Below are 19,558 nucleotides of genomic sequence, written 5' to 3' on the forward strand. Positions count from 1 at the left end.
GTAATTGAGTATTCACCTAATGGTTATCCCTAAATTATATTCAGGGCTTTTCCCTATTTTTTATAACACTGATATTTACTAACTTAGCTTTAATTATTGTTATAATAAAAAGTGTAGTAGGTTTTATTATGATATAAATTACTAAAAGGTTCTTGTAGTAGGGGACCTTTTTTAGTTTTCCTTACTTTTTTTTCTTCGTTCATACAAAACAGTATCTCTCCAGACACCATCTAATTGAGCAATTTTCTCACGAAAACCAATTAATCTAAAATCATTTTTCTCATGTAGTTTTATACTAGCTATATTTTCAGGAAATAAACTAGAATACAAAGTCCAAATACCTTCTTTATTTGCTGATTTTATCAAAGTATTCATTAATAAACTTCCAACTTTTTTACCAACTGCATCCAATTTAACATAAACACTAACCTCAGCAACACCTCTATATTCATACCTATTAGAAACTGGAGCTATAGCACACCAACCAATAATTCTTTTATTTTCTACAGCTACAAATCGGGAATGCTCATAATGCAGATCATTCCACTCTTCCCAATCAGGAACTTTAGTTCTAAAAGTAGCATTTTTAGTTTCAATTCCTTCTTTATAAATATCCGATACTTTCTTCCAATGTTCTTTTAAAAAAATTGTAACATAAACAGCATTGCTCATTAATCTATAATTTTTAGCTCAGCTCTTTTTCAAAACATACACTACTTTCAACATCTTTATATTGACCATAATTAGGCACTACTATATATCCATTTTTTATATATAGAGTTAATGCATCATTCATAATATTACTAGTTTCTAGAATTGCAGCTTTATATCCCAACTCTTTTCCCCAAGTTTCTAATTCATTTAAAATGCCAGTTGCAATCCCCTTACCTCTACATTCATGTTTAACATACATTCGTTTAACCTCAATTGTAGTTTTATTATGCATTTTAAATGCTCCACAAGCAATAGGAATTTCATTAAAATAAGCAACAATTACATTTTGTAATTTATCCATACTATTAAATTGCCTAAAAAAAGAGTCATCTTCTCCATTAATTCCAGTTAAATAATCATCCAATTCCTTTACTAAATAAAGAAAATGGTTGTTATCAGAATTGGTTCTTTTATATACTGTTAGGCTGTTCATTATCTTGTAAACAATAATTCTCTATATTTAGTTAGTGGCCATAAATTATCATCTACTAATAATTCTAATTTATCTGCATGATACCTGATTTCTTCGAAATATGGTTTAATTTTATTACAGTAAGCATCAGCATTCTTTTGTCCCTTTAATTTATTTACTTCTTTTCTTTCATCTGTCATTTTTTCTATTTTAGAATTAATTTCAGCAATATGGTTTGATATTTTTTTTATTAATTCTATTTGTTCTTTTGCATATTTCTCGAAACTTTCTCCAAATATTTCTTTCAACCCTTTTACATTCTCTATCAATGTATTTTGATATTGAATTGCCGTAGGTATTACATGGTTTCTTGCTACGTCAGCTAAAACTCTACTTTCTATTTGTATTCGCTTTACATATTCTTCAAGTTCAATTTCATGTCGTGCTTCAACCTCTACTTTATTCATTACTCTCATTTCTTCAAAAAGAGCAATTGCTTTTTTTGAAATCTTTGCTTTTAAAGCTTCTGGTGTTGTTTTGTTGTTACTCAATCCTCGTTTCTTTGCTTCTTTTTCCCAAGCGTCACCATACCCATCACCTTCAAAACGTATTTTTTTTGATGCCTTTATATATTCTCGTAACACATTAAACACAGCTTCATCTTTCTTTAATTTTTTAGCATCTACCAAACTATCTACTTCAGTTTTAAAATCTTTAAGCTGCTTTGCTATAATCGTATTCAAAACTGTCATTGGTCCTGCACAATTTGACCACGACCCTACAGCTCTTAACTCAAATTTATTTCCAGTAAAAGCAAATGGTGATGTTCTATTTCTATCAGTATTGTCTAATAATATTTCAGGTATTTTACCTACTATATTCAATTTTAAATCTGTTTTTTCTTGAGGCGATAATTTCCCTTTCGTTACATTCTCTAACTCATCTAAGACTTCTGACAACTGAGAACCAATAAATACAGAGATAATAGCTGGCGGTGCTTCATTTGCACCTAAACGGTGATCGTTACTTGCACTTGCAATAGAAGCTCTTATTAAATCTTCATAATCATGAACTGCTTTTATCGTATTTACAAAGAAAGTTAAGAATTGTAGATTTTTCATGGGAGTTTTCCCAGGACTTAAAAGATTTACACCTGTATTGGTAGACAAGCTCCAGTTATTATGTTTTCCAGATCCATTAATACCTGCAAATGGCTTTTCATGAAACAACACTTTAAAATGATGTCGGTGAGATACTTTTTCCATCACATCCATTAATAATGAATTATGATCTACCGCTAAATTTGCTTCTTCAAAAATAGGTGCTAACTCAAACTGATTAGGAGCAACTTCATTATGTCTTGTTTTAACAGGAACACCAAGTAACATAGATTCTTGTTCCAAGTCACGCATAAAATTCATTACTCTACTAGGGATCGATCCAAAATAATGATCATCTAATTGTTGCCCTTTTGCTGAAGAGTGCCCTAACAAAGTTCTCCCAGTCATCATTATATCAGGCCTAGATGCTGCTAAAGCTTTATCTATTAAAAAATATTCTTGTTCCCAACCTAATGTTGCATTTACCTTAGTTACATTTTTATCAAAAAATTTACAAACTGCAGTTGCAGATTCGTCAACAGCTTGTAACGCTCTTAATAAAGGAGCTTTATTATCTAAAGCCTCACCTGTATAAGCTACAAATACTGTTGGAATACATAATGTTGTTCCGTAAATAAAAGCTGGAGATGTTGGATCCCAAGCTGTATACCCTCTAGCTTCAAAAGTATTTCTAATTCCTCCATTAGGAAACGATGATGCATCTGGCTCTTGTTGTACTAGTTGACCTCCATCAAAACGTTCCATAGCTCCTCCTCCTTCTATTGTTTCAAAAAAAGCATCATGTTTTTCAGCTGTTGCTCCTGTTAAAGGTTGAAACCAATGTGTATAATGAGTAGCACCTTTAGAAAGCGCCCAATCTTTCATGCTAACTGCAATTTGATCTGCCTTTTTTCTATCTATTTTAGTTCCGTACTCAATTGCATCCATTACACTTTGATAAGCTTCTTTCGTCATATATTGACGCATTGCTTGCTCATTAAACACATTCTTACCAAATAGCTCAGAACGTTTACTTTTTTCCTTAACAATAACTGAACCTCTATTAAGCGTTTCCTTTAACGCATTAAACCGAATAGCCGACATATATATTATCCTTTTTTAATACTTTTCAAAAATACTAATTTAAAAACAAACAAACCCCTAAAAAAATAGGGGTAAAATTAAATTATAGTTAATTTTTAAAATTTACCCCTGTAAAATTTGGGGGTAATTAAAAAAATATTCATTTTTGCATCGTAAAACAATACAACAGTAATATCAAAATTAAAAATCATGAGTAAATCTAAATTAGAGTATATATGGTTAGATGGTCATAAGCCAACCCAAAATATGCGAAGCAAAACTAAGGTTGAAGATAATTTTAGTGGTAAATTAGAAGACTGTCCAGTATGGTCTTTTGATGGAAGTTCAACAGAACAAGCGTCTGGTGGAGCTTCTGACTGCTTATTAAAGCCTGTAGCAATTTACCCAGATCCTGTTAGAAGAAACGGTTTCTTAGTTATGGCTGAAGTTTTAAATGCTGATGGTACTCCACACGAATCTAATGCACGTGCTACGATTGATGATGACGACTCTGATTTTTGGTTCGGATTTGAACAAGAGTACTTTTTAATGGATTCTAAAACAGATTTACCTTTAGGTTTCCCACGTGGAGGTTTCCCTGGTCCTCAAGGAAAATACTATTGTTCTGTAGGAGGAAGATACACTTGGGGTAGAGATGTTGTTGAAGAACATGCTGATTTATGTATTGACGCTGGATTAAACTTTGAAGGAATTAATCAAGAGGTAGCTCCTGGACAATGGGAATTCCAATTATTTGCTAAAGGTGCAAAAAAAGCTGGTGATGAAATTTGGGTAGCTAGATATTTATTAGATAGATTAACTGAAAAATATGGTTATTACATTGAATACCACCCTAAACCAGTAAAAGGTGATTGGAATGGTTCTGGTATGCATGCTAACTTTTCAAACACTACATTAAGAACTTGTGGTTCTAAAGAAACTTACGAAGCTATTTGTGAAGCATTCAGGCCTGTTACTGAAGAGCACATTGATGTATATGGTGCTAATAATGATGAGCGTTTAACTGGTTTACATGAAACTGCTCACGTATCTGACTTTAGCTACGGTGTATCTGATCGTGGAGCTTCTATCCGTATTCCTATTATTACTGTTGAAAAAGGATGGAAAGGATGGTTAGAAGACAGAAGACCTGCTTCTAATGGTGATCCTTATAAAATTGCTGGAAGAATTATTAAAACTGTTAAAAGTGCAAAAATCTAAATTAGATTTTATCTATAAAAATAAAACACCTCGCAAATTGCGAGGTGTTTTATTTTTATAGTATTATGAAACTTTATTAATTTTTCTTCATTAACAACTGAAGCCCTAAACCAATAAATACATATCCACTTATTTTTTTCATTACCTTACCTATCTTTTGATTACTTCTTAACCTGTTTGTCATAAAAGAAGCAGCATGCACTAAGAAAAGACACCAAATGGTTCCTGTTAATAAAAAGGTGCATCCTAAAATTAAAAAAGGTAGTACATTATTTGTATGTTCTGCTTTTATGAACTGAGGTAATAAGGACAAAAAGAATATTGCAATTTTTGGATTTAATAAATTCGTTAAAAAGCCTTGTTTATATATTTTCAATAAATCTACCTTCTCAAAATCTACCTTTTGATTATCAAATAATCCTGACTTATCTAAAAGGGTTTTTACACCTAAAAAAATCAAATAAACCGCCCCAGCCCACTTAATAACTGTAAAAGCAATTACTGATTTTGCTAATATTACTGATAATCCCAAAGCAGCAAATACAACATGAATTACAGCTCCGCTTCCAATTCCTAAAACAGAATAAATACCTGCTTTTTTTCCTTGAGCAACGCTCCTGGTAATTATATAAACAGTATCTGCCCCTGGAGTTATATTCATTAAAAGCCCTGCAACAATAAAACCTATATAGTTCTCTATTCCATTCATTACATCACTTCTTCAACTATTACAATTTACGAAATTGCTAAATACACAAACACAACATAAGTAATTAGCAACAACACTCCATCTCTCCATCCTAACCTCATACCTTTAGGAATAAAAACTAACGGAAGCACCGCAAATGAAATAGCTAACATCCAATAAATATCCTTAGTAATCAAACTTAATGAATCTGGCTTAACCTCTACAGGAGTAATCATTGCTGTTATTCCTAACACTGCCAAAATATTAAACACATTCGATCCTATTAAATTCCCTAAAGAAATTGCCTTTTCTTTCTTCATAACTGCAATAACAGAAGCTGCTAATTCAGGAATACTTGTTCCTACAGAAACCACCGTTACACCAATTACAGCATCACTTACCCCTAATCCTTTTGCCAACGTTTTTGCTCCATCAATTAATAACTCTGATCCTCCCCATAAACCTAATCCACCTAAAGCTAAAAAAAGTACTACTTTAAATAGCGGTAATTCTTCATCATCCTCAGGCATTTCATCAACTACAGCTTGCTTTTGAAAACGTAAAAGGTACACCAAAAACGCTATTAAGGTAATAAATAAAATCACTCCTTCATATGTTTGAATTGTTTTATCATTAACAATAAAAACATATAGCAACAATGAAGCAAACATCATTACTGGCCAATCTGTTTTATAAAAACTCTTCTGAACATCTATAGGCGATAAAATTATTGTTATTGCCAACACTAACGCAATATTTGCAATATTTGAACCTATTACATTACCAACTGCTAAACCTGTAGCTCCATCTAATGCAGATTTAATACTTACTATCAATTCTGGTGCTGATGTTGCAAAAGAAACAACCGTCATACCAATAACAATTTTAGGTATATTCAATTTTAGCGATAAGCCAACTGCAGCTTTTAGCAACCAGTTCCCACCAAGAACTAATAAAACTAATCCAATAACAATATATAGAATACTCATAAATTATTTTTTGTGCGAAGATAGGGTTTTGACATCTAAATTACGAACAGATATTACATGCTTAAAAGCTTCTTTTTTTATCTTTCTAATTCTCAATAAAAAAAGTTTTATTTCAAATCACAAAAATCAAAACCACCATTTCACCTCTCTTTAACAACACATTTTCCTTTACTTTTTTAAAACACACAAAAAACGCCCTTTATTTAATTACACATTAAAACAATAAACATACATTAATATTAACAAAACAAACTACTCTGTAGAATATTAGACTACATATTAAAACTTAATATTATTTTTTAACTTTAATTATAAATTCAAATTGATTAAATCGTATTGAAACTTTTGGTGATGTGATTCTCTTTCTCATATATTGAGAAAACAATTCTGGAATTAATCAACTTTTATTAACTAAAACCACTAAAAAAACAAATGATAACTATTGCTTTAAATTTAATTGTCTCAGCAGTAAATTTTATAATTCAACTTATTCAGTACTTATTTTAATTAACTATTAAACACACTATTATTATGCTAACATTTTTAGGAATATTATTAATTATTATTGGGTTACTCACCCTTATTTTAAAATCAATTATTAAAAAAGACGGCTTCTTAAATTGGTTCACCACCAACAGAAGTATCCAATTTACATTACTCGGAATCTTATTGAGTATTATAACTGGAATGTTCTTTTACGCAGAAGCTGGTACAGCCTATGCAGTACAATTTGTTTCTGGTGGTGATAAAATGATTACCACACAAGGATTAAAATTAAAATGGTGGGGTAGAATCATACCACTATCTTATGAAACATCTATAAAAGATGTTATTTTAAAAGATGATGTAGAACTACCAAAAAGTAGCCAAGGTATATACAACAGGAAGGCTCAAAAGTGGGAATTCAGCGATGCAATTAAAGCAGAAATTAGCACTTCAGTTATTGTAGGTGTCAATATCAACGACGAAAAAGTCTTTTTAAACATGGCAGACAGAAACAGAAGCGAATCAAAATTAATTTACGGTAGAGTTTTACCAAACATTGATGCTGCTATAAAAAACACCTGCAAACTAATGGATGCTCAAGATTACATTTCAGGTCAGGCTTCAGACTTCGATAGATATTTTAGGGATCAATTAGAAAATGGAATGTACCAAGTAGAACAATACTATGAATCTGAAAACACGAATGAAATTGTTGGAGATACAACTACTATCAGAAAGATTAATGTAGGAAAATCAAGTAAACAAAAAAAGTTTAGAATCAAAAGAAACTCAGATGGTAGTATTGCCAGAGACAATTCTAACACCTTAAAACAATATGGTTTAAAAATTTACCAAGCACAAGTAACAGGTATTGACTGGGAAGAATCTTTTGACGAGCGTTTAGATTTACAAAAAAATGAGGTAGCACAAACTCAACTTGAAAAACAACAAGCAGAGCGTGAATACTATAGAGCTAAAAAAGAAGTTGCTAAAGGAGAGTCTGAGAAAGCTAAAGAAAGAGCTAGATTAGAAAAAATTCAAATTCAACAAACCATCGAAGCTGAAACTCAAGCTAAAGTAGCTGGATTCAACTTAATAAAAGAAAAGAAACAATATGAAGTTGAACAATTCAAAGCTAAAAGTAAAAAAGTAGCTGCCGATGCGCAATACTATGAAAATGCAAAACTAGTAAGTGCGGGTTTAACTCCTCAGGAACGAGCTGAATGGGAATATAAAACTGCAGTGGGAGTTGCTAAAGAGATAAAAGATTTAAAATTACCTTCTACATATATTGAAGGAAGTAAAGACGGAAACAGTGGGAATTTGCTACAATCATTAATTGGCGCTGAGCTAGCTAAGAAAATGATGGAAAAGAAATAAAAAAAGAAAAGGAATCAAATACCAACAGGACGAATTAGATCGTCCTGTTTATTTACAATTATATTTTCATTATTTTTGATATGAAATCAACTAACTAATGAAAAAACAATTATTTAAACAACTAGCCAAGCTTAACAAAATTATCTTACCTTCTTTTACCAAAAAAGAGCTAGACATTACAAAGGCTTCAAAATTACAATTAGCTATTATTGGATGGAGAGCTTACGTTACAATAAATTCGTTAAACTAAATACACCTTAAGTTATGAAAGAACATATTTCTATTTTTACCGGATCAGCAATCTTAGTGAATAGACTTGCTCAATTATTAGAAGACAATAAAATACCCTCAATTATTAAAAACGAACGAGAATCTGGAAGATTAGCAGGTTTTGGAGCTACAGGAGATGTTGTTGAGCTTCACATTTTTAATACTGATATTGAGGCATCTAAAAAAATTATTGAAAATTTTCGAAAAGAAATTGAAAAATAATTTTTAGAACTGTAAAAGAATTGTATATTTGCACCCGCAAAACGACGGCCTCGTGGCGCAACTGAATAGCGCACTTGATTACGGCTCAAGAGGTTACAGGTTTGAATCCTGTCGAGGTCACAAATAACAAAAATTAAAGCGAAGAAATTACACTATAAAACGTGTAAGATCTTCGCTTTTAACTTTTTACAACAAATTCTACTTTTAAAAAAGACCTATGCAAGCGTTATTCTATCCCCAAAATTCCCCATTAAATTCCCCAATAAAAATGAGTGGGACACTCAGATATAGAATAGCCATGAAAAAGGACTACGTTAGAAAAGACGGAACGTGCGCTTTATACATACAACTCTTCCTAGACGGCAAAAGAAAAAAGATTCCTTTAGACATTTTTGTACAACCAAAAATGTTTGATGAGCGTAAACAACTAGTAAAAGGAACATCTCAAACTGTAAAAGATTACAACTTATACATAAATAAAAAGAAAGCAGATATTAATAAAATAGCAGTAAGCTATCGTTTATCTGAAACCTACTTAACCTTTGAAAGACTAATTGAAGATTTAACAAACCCTACTTCGAAAGTTGACTTTATAAAATTTTGCGAAAAAGAAATAGAAAAGCAAAAGCATATTTTAAAACCTGGTACCTATAGACAGCAATTTTCAACATTAACAAAACTTAAAAAGTTTAAACAGGAGATTTTATTCAATGATATAAATGAAGATTTAATTACTGAACTTATAGTTTACTGCAAAAAAGTTTTAAAAAATAAAGACACAACTATACAAACCACATTAAAGAATTTTAAAAAATACTTACACATTGCAAATAAAAAAGGAATTAAAACTGCTCTTAGCTATGAAGACATTACTGTAAAATCTTTTAAAGGAGACAGAACCTTTTTAAATAAGGACGAAATAAAAACCCTTTACGAATACAGAGAATCTAAATTTATTTCAGAATCATGTAAAAATATTTTAGATAGATTTTTATTTTCATGCTTTACTGGATTAAGAATTTCAGATATTCAAAACGCAACTATTGACAATATCATTGGTGACTTCATAGCTTTCAAATCTGAAAAAACTGGAAAGTTTCAAAAAATCAAATTAAATCAGTCCGCTAAAAAATTCATCAACTATAAAAATGTATTTAATGGAAAATACACCAATGAACATATTAATAGAGAATTAAAATGCATAGCTAAAGCTTGCAACATTAAAAAACACCTAACTTTTCATGTTGCTAGACATACTTTTGCTACTAATTACCTGATTTCTGGAGGAAGAATTGAAAACCTACAAAAAAACTTAGGCCATTCTAATATTCGAGAAACAATGATTTATGTTCACATAGTTGATTCAATATTAAATGAAGAAATCAACAAAATGGACAACATTATTAATTTAGGTAGTTAATTTGTAAAACTTTCACATAATAGCTTTATTATTTCTGAAAAAACTGTTCCCTTTGTTCTCCAATAAGAAAAACACAATAAATAACACTGAAAATCAATAAACTAACACCGATACAAAACATGAGAACAGTACAAATTTAACCTTGAAATTTGTACTATGGGGTGCGGGGATTTTGTACTCAGTAAGCAAATTGCCCCCTTTTAGCTGTTTTTTTTAGGAAGATTAACTAATTATTTTATAAATTTGAAACACAAAAAATTGTTAGAATACTCAATTGCTATATCTACATTTTTTAGGCTGTATACGTACTAAAAACAAAGAACTATGGATACCCATAAAGTAACCTTAAACTCTTTATATATATTTACCTAAAGTTCCTTTTATCCGGAGCTATAATCCAATAAACGAGAACTTTGTTATCTATATAACGAGTTGTACCCAATTTAAGAACCAACAATGAAACTATCAGAACATAGTATAAATGCCATAAGAACAATTATCTCTGGAGACGACCCATTGACACAGTATAAATCTGGTCCAAAATTGGTGGAATTTTTCAATTCTTTTGGAGCAAGAGATGTTTATAAATGGAAAGATGGTGGACTTCCGAATAATGCAAGCCGAAATCAGTATGTAATTGACAAGTTAACGGAATTTAATGGAACAAAAGCACTTTCAAGCTTACTGTTGACTTTCGCTGACGAAAGGTTTTATTCAGAAGTTGAAAATCCCGATATAGATTCGGCAGTTGGAAAAATTAATGGAATAATAAAACACGACAACTACAAGTTAGACAACTCTTCAGGAACTTATGTTATTGTTGGAGAGGAACTTCCTGATGAAATCGAAGTTGAAGTTCATTTTGAGGAAATTCAACAGCAAATTTTAGACGCTTTAGACCAGGCAAAGTATACAATTTGGGTAACTGTTGCTTGGTTCACTAACAAACCACTTTTTGACAAATTAATTGAAAAGAAAAATCAAGGAATAAATGTTCAAGTGATTGTCCTTGATGATGAGATTAATCGAAAGTGGGGTTTCAATTATGAAGAACATTTTGAAACAAAAAGATTTAAAAAAATGGGGATGTATGAAAACATTATGCATAACAAATTCTGCATAATTGATTTAAAAACTGTGATTCACGGTTCATACAATTGGACTAACAAAGCGAATTACAACAAAGAGACAATTTCTATTGAGACAAGTCGAGAACTTGCAGAAAGATATGCGACTGAATTTATGAAACTAAAAAAATAAAAACTGGGTACAACAATGGCTATAAGTAATTGCTTGTTCTCGCCTACTTCTGAAAATCCTCGCGGATTATCAGTTTGGTGTGTACTTGCTAAGTTAAGTGCTAACCCACGCAACTACTCATAGCCGAAACCGTTACTCTGTAGCACTTAAAATTAGAATTGAAAAAGTACACTAAATGGAATTTTATAATAAATTATCTGACGGAAAGAAAAGTATCTTAATTGGAGGAATACTGATTATAGTTTTATTTTCTGTTATTTTCTATTTTGCTGATAAAAGAAAGAAGGAGCTTTACAGTGATTATTCAATATCAAGTGCAAAAATAACTGAAGTCAAACTAAATGTTAAAAAAGGAGGGACTTCTCGAAAAAATGTAGCCTTATATTATTATGTTTTTAAAGAAACTAAATATAACCAATCAGTAGAAATATATAATATGAATGTTAAAGTTGGAGATTGCTACGAGATTAAAATTTCTAATATAAACGCTCATAATTCCGAAATTGACCTGTATAAAAAAGTAAAGTGCTGAACAAATATTAGAAATTAATTGAAAAAATATAAAATATAGAACTACTTACAACAACACCTAAACTGCATTAAAACGCAGCTTAGCCAAAGCCGTTCAAATATAATTTATAATACACCTAATAACTAACAGGCTGTAAAATATCACTTCTATTACTATCAACTCTTTTGAAAATATCTTGAGAAACTGAAAAAGCTTCAATTTCATTTTTAGTGAACGTATGTAATAGGGTTTTAATCGTATCTTGATTATCATCACAATGAAGCCATTCATATTCATCGGATTGATCAAGTATTAATGGCATACGATAGCTCCCTTTTGAGTTTGGTGAATTATGAATTTTTTTAAACAACGGATTGGCTTCCGTAGTTATTAAACTTGCTGAATATAACGGATTAATACCATCATCAATTACACTATATACTCCAGCAAATGCAAATAACTGATGATTTTCCATTTGAAAATAATAAGGAATAGATCCTTTTACTCCTGGATCTTTATGTGGCTCATATAATCCGTCTGCAATTATTAAACAACGTTGCCAATTTATAAACTGACTATACAATTGACTTTCAAATAAACGTTCTCGTGTTGCATTTAGCGTATTTGTTTTTCGTAAAAACTCTGAACGCTTTGATAAATCGTAATAAGAAGGTAATAAACCCCAGGAAGCAAAATCTATTGTTTCAGGATCTTCTTGACGAATGATGTATAAGTTTTTTGTTTCCCAACCATTAAAATGATAGTATGACTCATACGCTTCAGGATATTCAAAAGTAGCATTGAATCTATCTTCTAATTTTCTAGGCACTTTTTTAGTATTTGAAATATGATAACACATTATTTTACAGAAATTATATCTTTCAATCGTGTAGTATAATTGGGTGATAACTTCCCCTGCCTCATGATCCAGGTACGGTTTGGATTTTGAGTTGCCATTTTTATAACATCTTTATGATATTTGGTATTCATCTTATCAATGGCACTCATTAACGGTTGCATTTTATACCCTTCATTACCAAATATTGTTAATTGCTGAGAAGTCATTGGTGTAATATTTCCAACAATCACTCCTGCCCTTTTATACTTATAACCTTCTTTAAATATACGTTTTAATCCTAAAATAGCGTAGGTATTTAAATCATTATTAATATTTGAAGCATACGGAAGCGTAATTACTGTACTCTTTGAATATTGTTGCGCATCCTGTTTATGCCTATTGGTAGAAATAAAAACAATTACATACCCACAATACGAACCTTGCTTACGTAACTTTTTAGCACACTCTACAGCAAATGTTGAAACTCGTTCTCTAATATCATCAAACTTCATTAAATCACTAGCAAAAGAACGTGTAGTAGCAATGTTCTTTTTATCTTTTACCTCTTCATCTAATTCCAATGTTTGCAAACCACTCAAATCTCTTTGAAGCCTCATACCTACAATACTCATATTTTTCTTCACCCAATCAGGATGTAATTGAGTAAAATCATACCCCGTATTCACATTCAAAGCACGAAGCTTTTTAGCATATTGCCTTCCAATCCCCCAAACATCTTCAATAGCTAACCATTTAAGTGCTTTAATTCGTTTTTCTTCAGAATCTATAATGTGAACTCCTTTTGTTTGTGTAGGAAACTTTTTAGCAACTCTATTTGCTACTTTACTTAATGCTTTGGTTGGTGCAACACCTATTGAAATAGGAATACTGGTCCATTTTCCTACACAATCTTTCATTTCTAAACAATGCTCTCTAATATTAAAATGCTTTTCAAAGCCATCAAACTTTAAAAAAGATTCATCAATAGAGTAAATTTCAATATCAGGAGTGTATTGTTGTAGTATATTCATTACACGTTCACTCATATCAGCATATAGCGGATAATTAGAACTAAACACATGAATGTTGTGTTGCTTAAAAATTGGCTTGTATTTAAAAGCTACAGCTCCCATTGGAATACCAAACTTTTTAGCTTCGTTTGAACGTGCAATAACACAACCATCATTGTTACTTAAAACAACGATTGGTTTATTATTTAAATCTGGACGAAATAGCCTTTCGCAGGAAGCATAAAAATTATTACAATCAACCAATGCAAACATATTGCAAAATTAAAACAAAAATATGTTTGAACACACTTTTGTTAATAAGTTGTATTTTCTCAATTGTTTAACCAGCAAAAATCATTGATTTTCACTTTGCGAAAAACAATTATATTTCTTACGTTTGGTAATGATAAAAAATTGTTAGAACACTATATTGTTATCTCTACATTTTTTAGGCTATATACTTACTAAAAATAAAGAACTATGGATACCCGTAAAGTAACCATAGATACCCTTTATATATTTACCTAAAGTTCCTTTTATCCGGAACTATAACCAAATAAACGAGAACTTTGTTCTCTATATAACGAGTTGTACACAATTACCAAAAAAAACTGCATATTGAGCACACTAATTGAATTATTAAAGTTTGAAGGAAAAGAAATAAATCATCTTTTCGAAAAAGCCAGTATTGAAGGCAAAGGTACGCCTCAAGAAGTTTCTGATAGAAGAGAAAACGCACTAACTATCTTTCTGAAAAAGTATTTCCCATTCCCATACAGAGTTGCAAAAGGAAATATAAGGGATAGTTATGGAGGTAATAGTATGTCGATAGATTGCTTAATACTTAATCCAAGTCACCCATATACAACAACTAATGAATCTCAATTTTCAATCATTTTAGCAGATGGGGTTGATGTTGCTATTGAACTAAAACCTAGTTTGAATTCAGAATCTGAAATAGAGCGATCACTTACTCAAATAAAATCAGTAAAGGAATTAACTCGAGTTAACACGAGTTTATTAGATTTCGGAAATAAATACACTGAAAAATATAAAAATAATTCTAAAAAAATACCTGCAATAATCTTTTCGAATAAAACCTATAAAGATTACAGCTTACTTATTGAAAAAGCAGTTGCATTCTATGAGAAAAATAAAATAAAACGAGAATATCAATTTGATTTTATTGTAATAAATCAGAAGTGCATAATTTTTAATTGTAAAAAGGATAGCTATATAAGTTTTAAAGAATTTGGAGAAGGTATTTACATTTTAGAATTTGGAGAGTTAACAATTGCAGCTTTCTTATTTCAACTAAATGCATTTCCCCAATCTGAAATGAGAATATCGAATCCTATTATAAATCATTACTTGAAAATTAAACATTCAGGTGGAATTACTTTTGAAAAATTGAACAAGAGATTAGCAGCAATATAACTGTGTACAACACCGTATATAATTTATTGCTGGTTTTTTGCTTACTTACGAAAGTCCTCGCGGACTTTCTTGGTCGGTAATTATTTACTAAATTAGGTGATTGAAACACGCAACAAACCATATACAAACACGTTAGGCACTATTACAAAAAACTAAACGGGTTATTATTAATTATTCATAAATTTATTCACAATCTTTTAATATGAAAATTACAATTCGATTAGAATTTGAATATATCTTCCCCGAAGAAGAAGAAAGAGATATTTTATATTACTTAGCTAAAGTATCCAGCGAGACTTTATTAAAAATAATTGGTTTTTTTAATACTAAAAGCCTGCCAAATTTTGATAATTTTTTCTCTAATCCCGAAGTCGCAAAAGATATATATAATAGAGTATTTGAATACACCAAAAAACAATCTATTAGAGATAAACCTGAAGTAATTTCGCAGCAAGGCTCTTTAAAATTATCAGAATTAATTTTAGCAAATAAAGCCTCTTTAATTGAAAACAATAACAATAACTCAATTGATGATGATGAAATAAACATATTTAAAGCTTTTCTTATAATAAATAGTGAACTTAATAGAAGTCAAGTGCTTAATAATACTTCAGAAGTTAACTATGAAAAACTAGTTGATTATAGTATAATATTTTCTTTTCCTATATCTGATTTAGCAATTTTTGAAAATGACGATATTGAATTTTTAAAATCACTTTATGCAACTATAGTAAAAGTTGAACAATTGTTTAATTTTTTAAATTCAAAAAAAGAATTTGAAAAATTAAAAACTTCATTAATACAATCTTTTAACACCAACAATGAAAAAGATTTCTTTAAAGAAATGAAATATTTGTTTGGAAAATTACTAGAACTAAAAACCACCAATAATTATATCTTCAAAGTAGATAATAATGAGTCTGAAAAATTCATTAATTCTATGATATCGGATGATATAAATACAGACGTTGATTTCACTTATATTAAAATTAACCCATTATACAAGTTAGAGGATAAAACTTATTCTATAATAAATTATTTTTATGTAGTCGATAAATTTTATAGAAGTACTAAATACAAAATAAAAGAAATCTACGAAGCTGATGAAAATTTAACATCTCAATTTGGAGATTTTTTAGGTTTTTTCAATAAAGAGTTTTCTGAAAATTTCCTTATGAAAAACATCTTAGATGAAATTTTCTATGAAAGATACTTTATTAAAAAAAATGAGACTGAAAATGAATTAGACGGTGAACCTGATTATTATTTAAGACATAATAATAGAGTGTTTATTTTTGAAAATAAAGATGTTTGGATTGCTAAATCAATTAAATCTTCTGGTGATATTGAAAAAATTAATAAAGTACTCAAGCAAAAATTTTTAGGAGATAATAATCATAAAGTCGGCATTGGGCAACTTATAAACACGATTGAAGAATTACTTAGTGGAAATTTTAGGTTTGACAATTACGTAAACCAAAATAAAAATTTGAAAATTTATCCTATTCTATTAGTTCACGATAGAATTTTTCAATCTTTAGGTATAAATTACAGGTTAAATCAATGGTATTTAGAATCAGCAAAAAGCAGATTAGAAAACAAGTATAATCCATCTAATATTAAAAGCTTAACAGTAATTGATATTGATACAATGATTTTATGGAGTCCTCATTTAAAGAAAAAGGATAAGAATTTTAGAGAAATATTAGACTCACATTTGACTAAACTAAATAAATATAAAAAAACAAATATTCGAGATTATGAATATGGTTTAGAGCTTGTAAATCGCAGACTGACTGAGAGATTAACTGCTATATCTCACCGAGAAATACCATATCAACTTCCTTCTGAAATTCTTATTAATAAGTTTAAAGATGTGTTGAAAGACTAACAGTGCCTAACAATGTATAAAAAACATAGGGCGTTTGTGCTAAACCGAAAGTTCTGTGAATATTAACAAAGTCCGCTAAATATAAAATTTGGCGTTTATAGAACAAAAGATAAAATAGAATATTTAATAAATAATTTAACATGACATATCAAGAACAAGGAAGTTTGTAAGCAACAATTTACCTTTAAAATTTATGTATGATTAGATTGCTTAATTACTGATAATAAAAGAGGTATGATAATTAAATTTTTAGATAAAAACTAAATAAGTGAAAAAAATAAAAGAATCAATATCTAGTAACTCTAAACAGAATAAGAAAATATTATTTAAGAAATTAAAAAAAATAGGACTAATACTTGGAATATTAGTTAGTCTAATTACAATTTATATTTTTTTCTTTAAAAAAAAAGATGTATCTCTAAGAAATACGGTTAATAATTCACCCGTAATAATAAACAACACAATTAATAGTAACTCCGTAACGAAATACAATAACACAATAAAAGAGATAGCACCAAAAAAAACAATACCTAACTCTCTATATTACTCAATAAACATTGTAAATAACTTAAAATTAATAAAAACCATAGAGAGAAGTAGTAACATTAAAATCAGAAGTAATTCATCTAATAAAATTAAAATAACCTATACAGGTCAAATCAAATTATTATCTAAAGATACTAATGTATATATTTATACAGGAGGTAATATTAAAATTTTAATTAATAATTACATTTGTTATAATTATAAAGATTTAAAAATTAAAAGTATGAGACCAAACTCTATTGAATCCATTAATAGTAATATACAAAAAAATATAGAAGCTATTGTTGATCTTAATTTAAATACATTTTCTAATAAAATCACCCAATGTATAAAAAATTAATATTTATTTTTTTTATTTTTTTTATTGAGAATGTCACTCTAAGTGCTCAAGCATCAAAAGAACCTCTTTCAATTCTTATTTATTCAGAAGGTGAAGGATTCCTTCAACCTTTTATAGAAAACACAGTCAAGAATCTTAAAAACATTAAAACATCAAATAAGTATTTTAGGGCAACAAATTCGTTTAATCGATTTATAGCTGATAATAAATATCAAGCAGAACTTAGTAAGCTAATTCAAATTCAGAAACCAGAAAATGAAGAGTTAGGAATTTTTTATAGCGATACTGAAAAAAAAATAAGAAAAAGAATATTTCAAATATTAAAAGATTATAACTACTTCTTAACAGTAAAAACTAATACTCTTGGAGAATTGATTGAATTTCAATTTCAATTATACAAAACTATAAACTCTAAAAAAAACACACCATTTAACATATCAGATAAAGTTATCAAAGTCGAAAATTTTTTTATTAATCCAAAAAAAGCAAACTACAAATCTGAAATAAAAAATGCAATCGATAGGCTATTTAAAGGAAGCAATGAAAGACCAATTTCAGAATTAAGAATATTCGATGAAATAATATTAAATAACTCCAAAATTAAGATACCTTTAAATAAATATTTAGTTCTTGATGGTACAAATTCAGGTGATACAGATTCTAAAAAAATAATCTATTATTGGAGAAACATCCCTAGAAAAGGAGACAAATATCAAACTTTTAATAAATTAAGTTTAAAAGCCAACTCCTCAAGACAAAATATTTATATCGATAAAGAAGGGCCTTTTAAAATAGGCTTTAAAATTTATGATGGCGTAAGCTACTCAAAGGAAATTATTGTTAATCTAGAAACTGTTAAAAAGCCTAATAAAATAACAACTACGGATACAGTTATATATAGTATACATAAAGGTTCAATGAGAAATAAACATCCTAAGAGAAACCAAATAGGACATATTTATTTTAGCTCAGAAAACTCACTAAATTTCTTAAAAAACAACTTAATTATTTCTAATAAACCTCTTGGGGATAAATACTTTGGTTATAGACATAAAAAACACTTAACTAAATTAGTAAAAATAGATAGCTCTACTAACAGAGGTTATATAATAAAACATAAAACTTTTTTCAATTTTCCTCGTAAGAAAACTGAAAAAAAATTATTCCTCTATACTTTAGGTATAGATAGCATATTAAGTGATGTTACAAAATTAACTCACAAATTATATATACGTCGTGGGTTTTCAATAAAACTGGCTTTTAGGGTTTCTTCCTTTAAAGAAGTAGCTCTAGAAAAAACTAAGGGATTGTATTTATCAACATTAGCGAATATTACTAAAAATTTTCAAATTGGAATCACTATGCCTTTATTTATTCCTGATAGATTTGAATTTAAAAATTATGAAATAAGTAATTCTTCTACTTATGAAATAAACTCTTTTTATACATTTCCTTTATACTTTGATAAGAAAATTGAACCATTTGTTGGCTTAGCACTAAACTTTTATAACTATAAGCAAAATAATGATAAAATAAATGAATTTTGTAGTATTTCTCCTTCTTTAGGTATCGATTATAATATTTTCACTTTTAAGTACTTTAATTTAAAAGGATTTTTTCAATTAACTTATGATTATTTATTAAAAAAAGAATTTTCTAACAAATTTTATGATTATAACTTTAATGTCGGGTTAAAATTTGAATTGTAATAATAACATCAAGTCGATTTTTTTCCATTTT

At 29.1% G+C, this 19,558-nt stretch carries 18 protein-coding genes and 1 tRNA gene; 12 read left to right on the plus strand and 7 right to left on the minus strand.

What is annotated here, in order from left to right; genetic code table 11:
* Window positions 1–171 precede the first annotated feature (171 nt).
* The 3 genes from ACKTTQ_RS13380 to ACKTTQ_RS13390 are packed head-to-tail and all read right to left on the minus strand — an operon-like array spanning window position 172 to window position 3,330.
* On the minus strand, window positions 172–672 hold the full coding sequence (locus tag ACKTTQ_RS13380; protein ID WP_408049477.1) for a GNAT family N-acetyltransferase: 501 nt from the start codon (window positions 670–672) through the stop codon (window positions 172–174).
* A gap of 13 nt (window positions 673–685) precedes the next feature.
* Window positions 686–1,147 carry a GNAT family N-acetyltransferase gene (locus ACKTTQ_RS13385; RefSeq protein WP_408049478.1) on the minus strand — a complete coding sequence of 154 codons (462 nt, stop codon included), beginning with the start codon at window positions 1,145–1,147 and terminating at the stop codon, window positions 686–688.
* On the minus strand, window positions 1,147–3,330 hold the full coding sequence (locus tag ACKTTQ_RS13390) for a glutamine synthetase III family protein (protein WP_093870409.1): 2,184 nt from the start codon (window positions 3,328–3,330) through the stop codon (window positions 1,147–1,149). The genes ACKTTQ_RS13385 and ACKTTQ_RS13390 overlap by 1 nt, the downstream gene beginning before the upstream one ends.
* Window positions 3,331–3,519: 189 nt before the next feature.
* On the opposite strand from ACKTTQ_RS13390, the gene ACKTTQ_RS13395 reads away from it, so the two are divergent.
* Window positions 3,520–4,530: a glutamine synthetase beta-grasp domain-containing protein gene (locus tag ACKTTQ_RS13395; protein ID WP_093870408.1), complete on the plus strand. Its 1,011-nt coding sequence runs from the start codon at window positions 3,520–3,522 to the stop codon at window positions 4,528–4,530.
* A 76-nt stretch (window positions 4,531–4,606) separates the two neighbouring features.
* Here ACKTTQ_RS13395 and ACKTTQ_RS13400 read toward each other — a convergent pair whose 3' ends face one another.
* Both ACKTTQ_RS13400 and ACKTTQ_RS13405 read right to left on the minus strand, forming a co-directional pair.
* Complete coding sequence (locus tag ACKTTQ_RS13400) at window positions 4,607–5,239, minus strand: LysE family translocator (RefSeq protein ID WP_093870407.1); 633 nt, start codon at window positions 5,237–5,239, stop codon at window positions 4,607–4,609.
* 26 nt (window positions 5,240–5,265) lie between these two features.
* On the minus strand, window positions 5,266–6,207 hold the full coding sequence (locus ACKTTQ_RS13405; protein WP_093870406.1) for a calcium/sodium antiporter: 942 nt from the start codon (window positions 6,205–6,207) through the stop codon (window positions 5,266–5,268).
* A 531-nt stretch (window positions 6,208–6,738) separates the two neighbouring features.
* Between ACKTTQ_RS13405 and ACKTTQ_RS13410 the strand changes: the two genes are divergently transcribed.
* The 7 genes from ACKTTQ_RS13410 (at window position 6,739) to ACKTTQ_RS13440 (ending at window position 11,777) form a co-directional block, all read left to right on the plus strand.
* Window positions 6,739–8,073 (plus strand): SPFH domain-containing protein, encoded by a 1,335-nt coding sequence (locus tag ACKTTQ_RS13410; protein ID WP_113785519.1) that lies wholly within the window; start codon window positions 6,739–6,741, stop codon window positions 8,071–8,073.
* Window positions 8,074–8,170: 97 nt separating this feature from the next.
* The gene (locus tag ACKTTQ_RS13415) at window positions 8,171–8,323 is read left to right on the plus strand and encodes an SsrA-binding protein (RefSeq protein ID WP_113785518.1); all 153 of its coding nucleotides are present in this window, start codon (window positions 8,171–8,173) and stop codon (window positions 8,321–8,323) included.
* A gap of 14 nt (window positions 8,324–8,337) precedes the next feature.
* Window positions 8,338–8,565 carry a putative signal transducing protein gene (locus ACKTTQ_RS13420; protein ID WP_093870403.1) on the plus strand — a complete coding sequence of 76 codons (228 nt, stop codon included), beginning with the start codon at window positions 8,338–8,340 and terminating at the stop codon, window positions 8,563–8,565.
* A 46-nt stretch (window positions 8,566–8,611) separates the two neighbouring features.
* Window positions 8,612–8,685: transfer RNA gene (locus tag ACKTTQ_RS13425), tRNA-Arg, on the plus strand.
* A 148-nt stretch (window positions 8,686–8,833) separates the two neighbouring features.
* The gene (locus tag ACKTTQ_RS13430; RefSeq protein ID WP_408049479.1) at window positions 8,834–9,985 is read left to right on the plus strand and encodes a site-specific integrase; all 1,152 of its coding nucleotides are present in this window, start codon (window positions 8,834–8,836) and stop codon (window positions 9,983–9,985) included.
* Window positions 9,986–10,441: 456 nt separating this feature from the next.
* Window positions 10,442–11,245, plus strand: coding sequence for a phospholipase D-like domain-containing protein (locus ACKTTQ_RS13435; RefSeq protein ID WP_408049480.1), 804 nt, complete (start codon window positions 10,442–10,444; stop codon window positions 11,243–11,245).
* A 175-nt stretch (window positions 11,246–11,420) separates the two neighbouring features.
* Window positions 11,421–11,777 carry a hypothetical protein gene (locus ACKTTQ_RS13440; RefSeq protein ID WP_408049481.1) on the plus strand — a complete coding sequence of 119 codons (357 nt, stop codon included), beginning with the start codon at window positions 11,421–11,423 and terminating at the stop codon, window positions 11,775–11,777.
* 115 nt (window positions 11,778–11,892) lie between these two features.
* Here ACKTTQ_RS13440 and ACKTTQ_RS13445 read toward each other — a convergent pair whose 3' ends face one another.
* Both ACKTTQ_RS13445 and ACKTTQ_RS13450 read right to left on the minus strand, forming a co-directional pair.
* Complete coding sequence (locus ACKTTQ_RS13445; protein ID WP_408049482.1) at window positions 11,893–12,615, minus strand: SOS response-associated peptidase; 723 nt, start codon at window positions 12,613–12,615, stop codon at window positions 11,893–11,895.
* On the minus strand, window positions 12,615–13,877 hold the full coding sequence (locus ACKTTQ_RS13450; protein WP_408049483.1) for a Y-family DNA polymerase: 1,263 nt from the start codon (window positions 13,875–13,877) through the stop codon (window positions 12,615–12,617). Before ACKTTQ_RS13450 ends, ACKTTQ_RS13445 begins: the two co-directional genes overlap by 1 nt.
* 345 nt (window positions 13,878–14,222) lie before the next feature.
* On the opposite strand from ACKTTQ_RS13450, the gene ACKTTQ_RS13455 reads away from it, so the two are divergent.
* The 4 genes from ACKTTQ_RS13455 to ACKTTQ_RS13470 all read left to right on the plus strand — a co-directional run bounded on the left by ACKTTQ_RS13455 (window position 14,223) and on the right by ACKTTQ_RS13470 (window position 19,527).
* The gene (locus tag ACKTTQ_RS13455; RefSeq protein ID WP_408049484.1) at window positions 14,223–15,041 is read left to right on the plus strand and encodes a DUF6602 domain-containing protein; all 819 of its coding nucleotides are present in this window, start codon (window positions 14,223–14,225) and stop codon (window positions 15,039–15,041) included.
* A 202-nt stretch (window positions 15,042–15,243) separates the two neighbouring features.
* Window positions 15,244–16,932, plus strand: coding sequence for a hypothetical protein (locus ACKTTQ_RS13460; protein WP_408049485.1), 1,689 nt, complete (start codon window positions 15,244–15,246; stop codon window positions 16,930–16,932).
* Between the two features lie 268 nt (window positions 16,933–17,200).
* The gene (locus ACKTTQ_RS13465; RefSeq protein ID WP_408049486.1) at window positions 17,201–17,818 is read left to right on the plus strand and encodes a hypothetical protein; all 618 of its coding nucleotides are present in this window, start codon (window positions 17,201–17,203) and stop codon (window positions 17,816–17,818) included.
* The gene (locus tag ACKTTQ_RS13470; RefSeq protein WP_408049487.1) at window positions 17,803–19,527 is read left to right on the plus strand and encodes a hypothetical protein; all 1,725 of its coding nucleotides are present in this window, start codon (window positions 17,803–17,805) and stop codon (window positions 19,525–19,527) included. The genes ACKTTQ_RS13465 and ACKTTQ_RS13470 overlap by 16 nt, the downstream gene beginning before the upstream one ends.
* Window positions 19,528–19,558 lie beyond the last annotated feature (31 nt).

The organism is Tenacibaculum halocynthiae (assembly GCF_964512825.1).
Classification (GTDB): domain Bacteria; phylum Bacteroidota; class Bacteroidia; order Flavobacteriales; family Flavobacteriaceae; genus Polaribacter; species Polaribacter halocynthiae.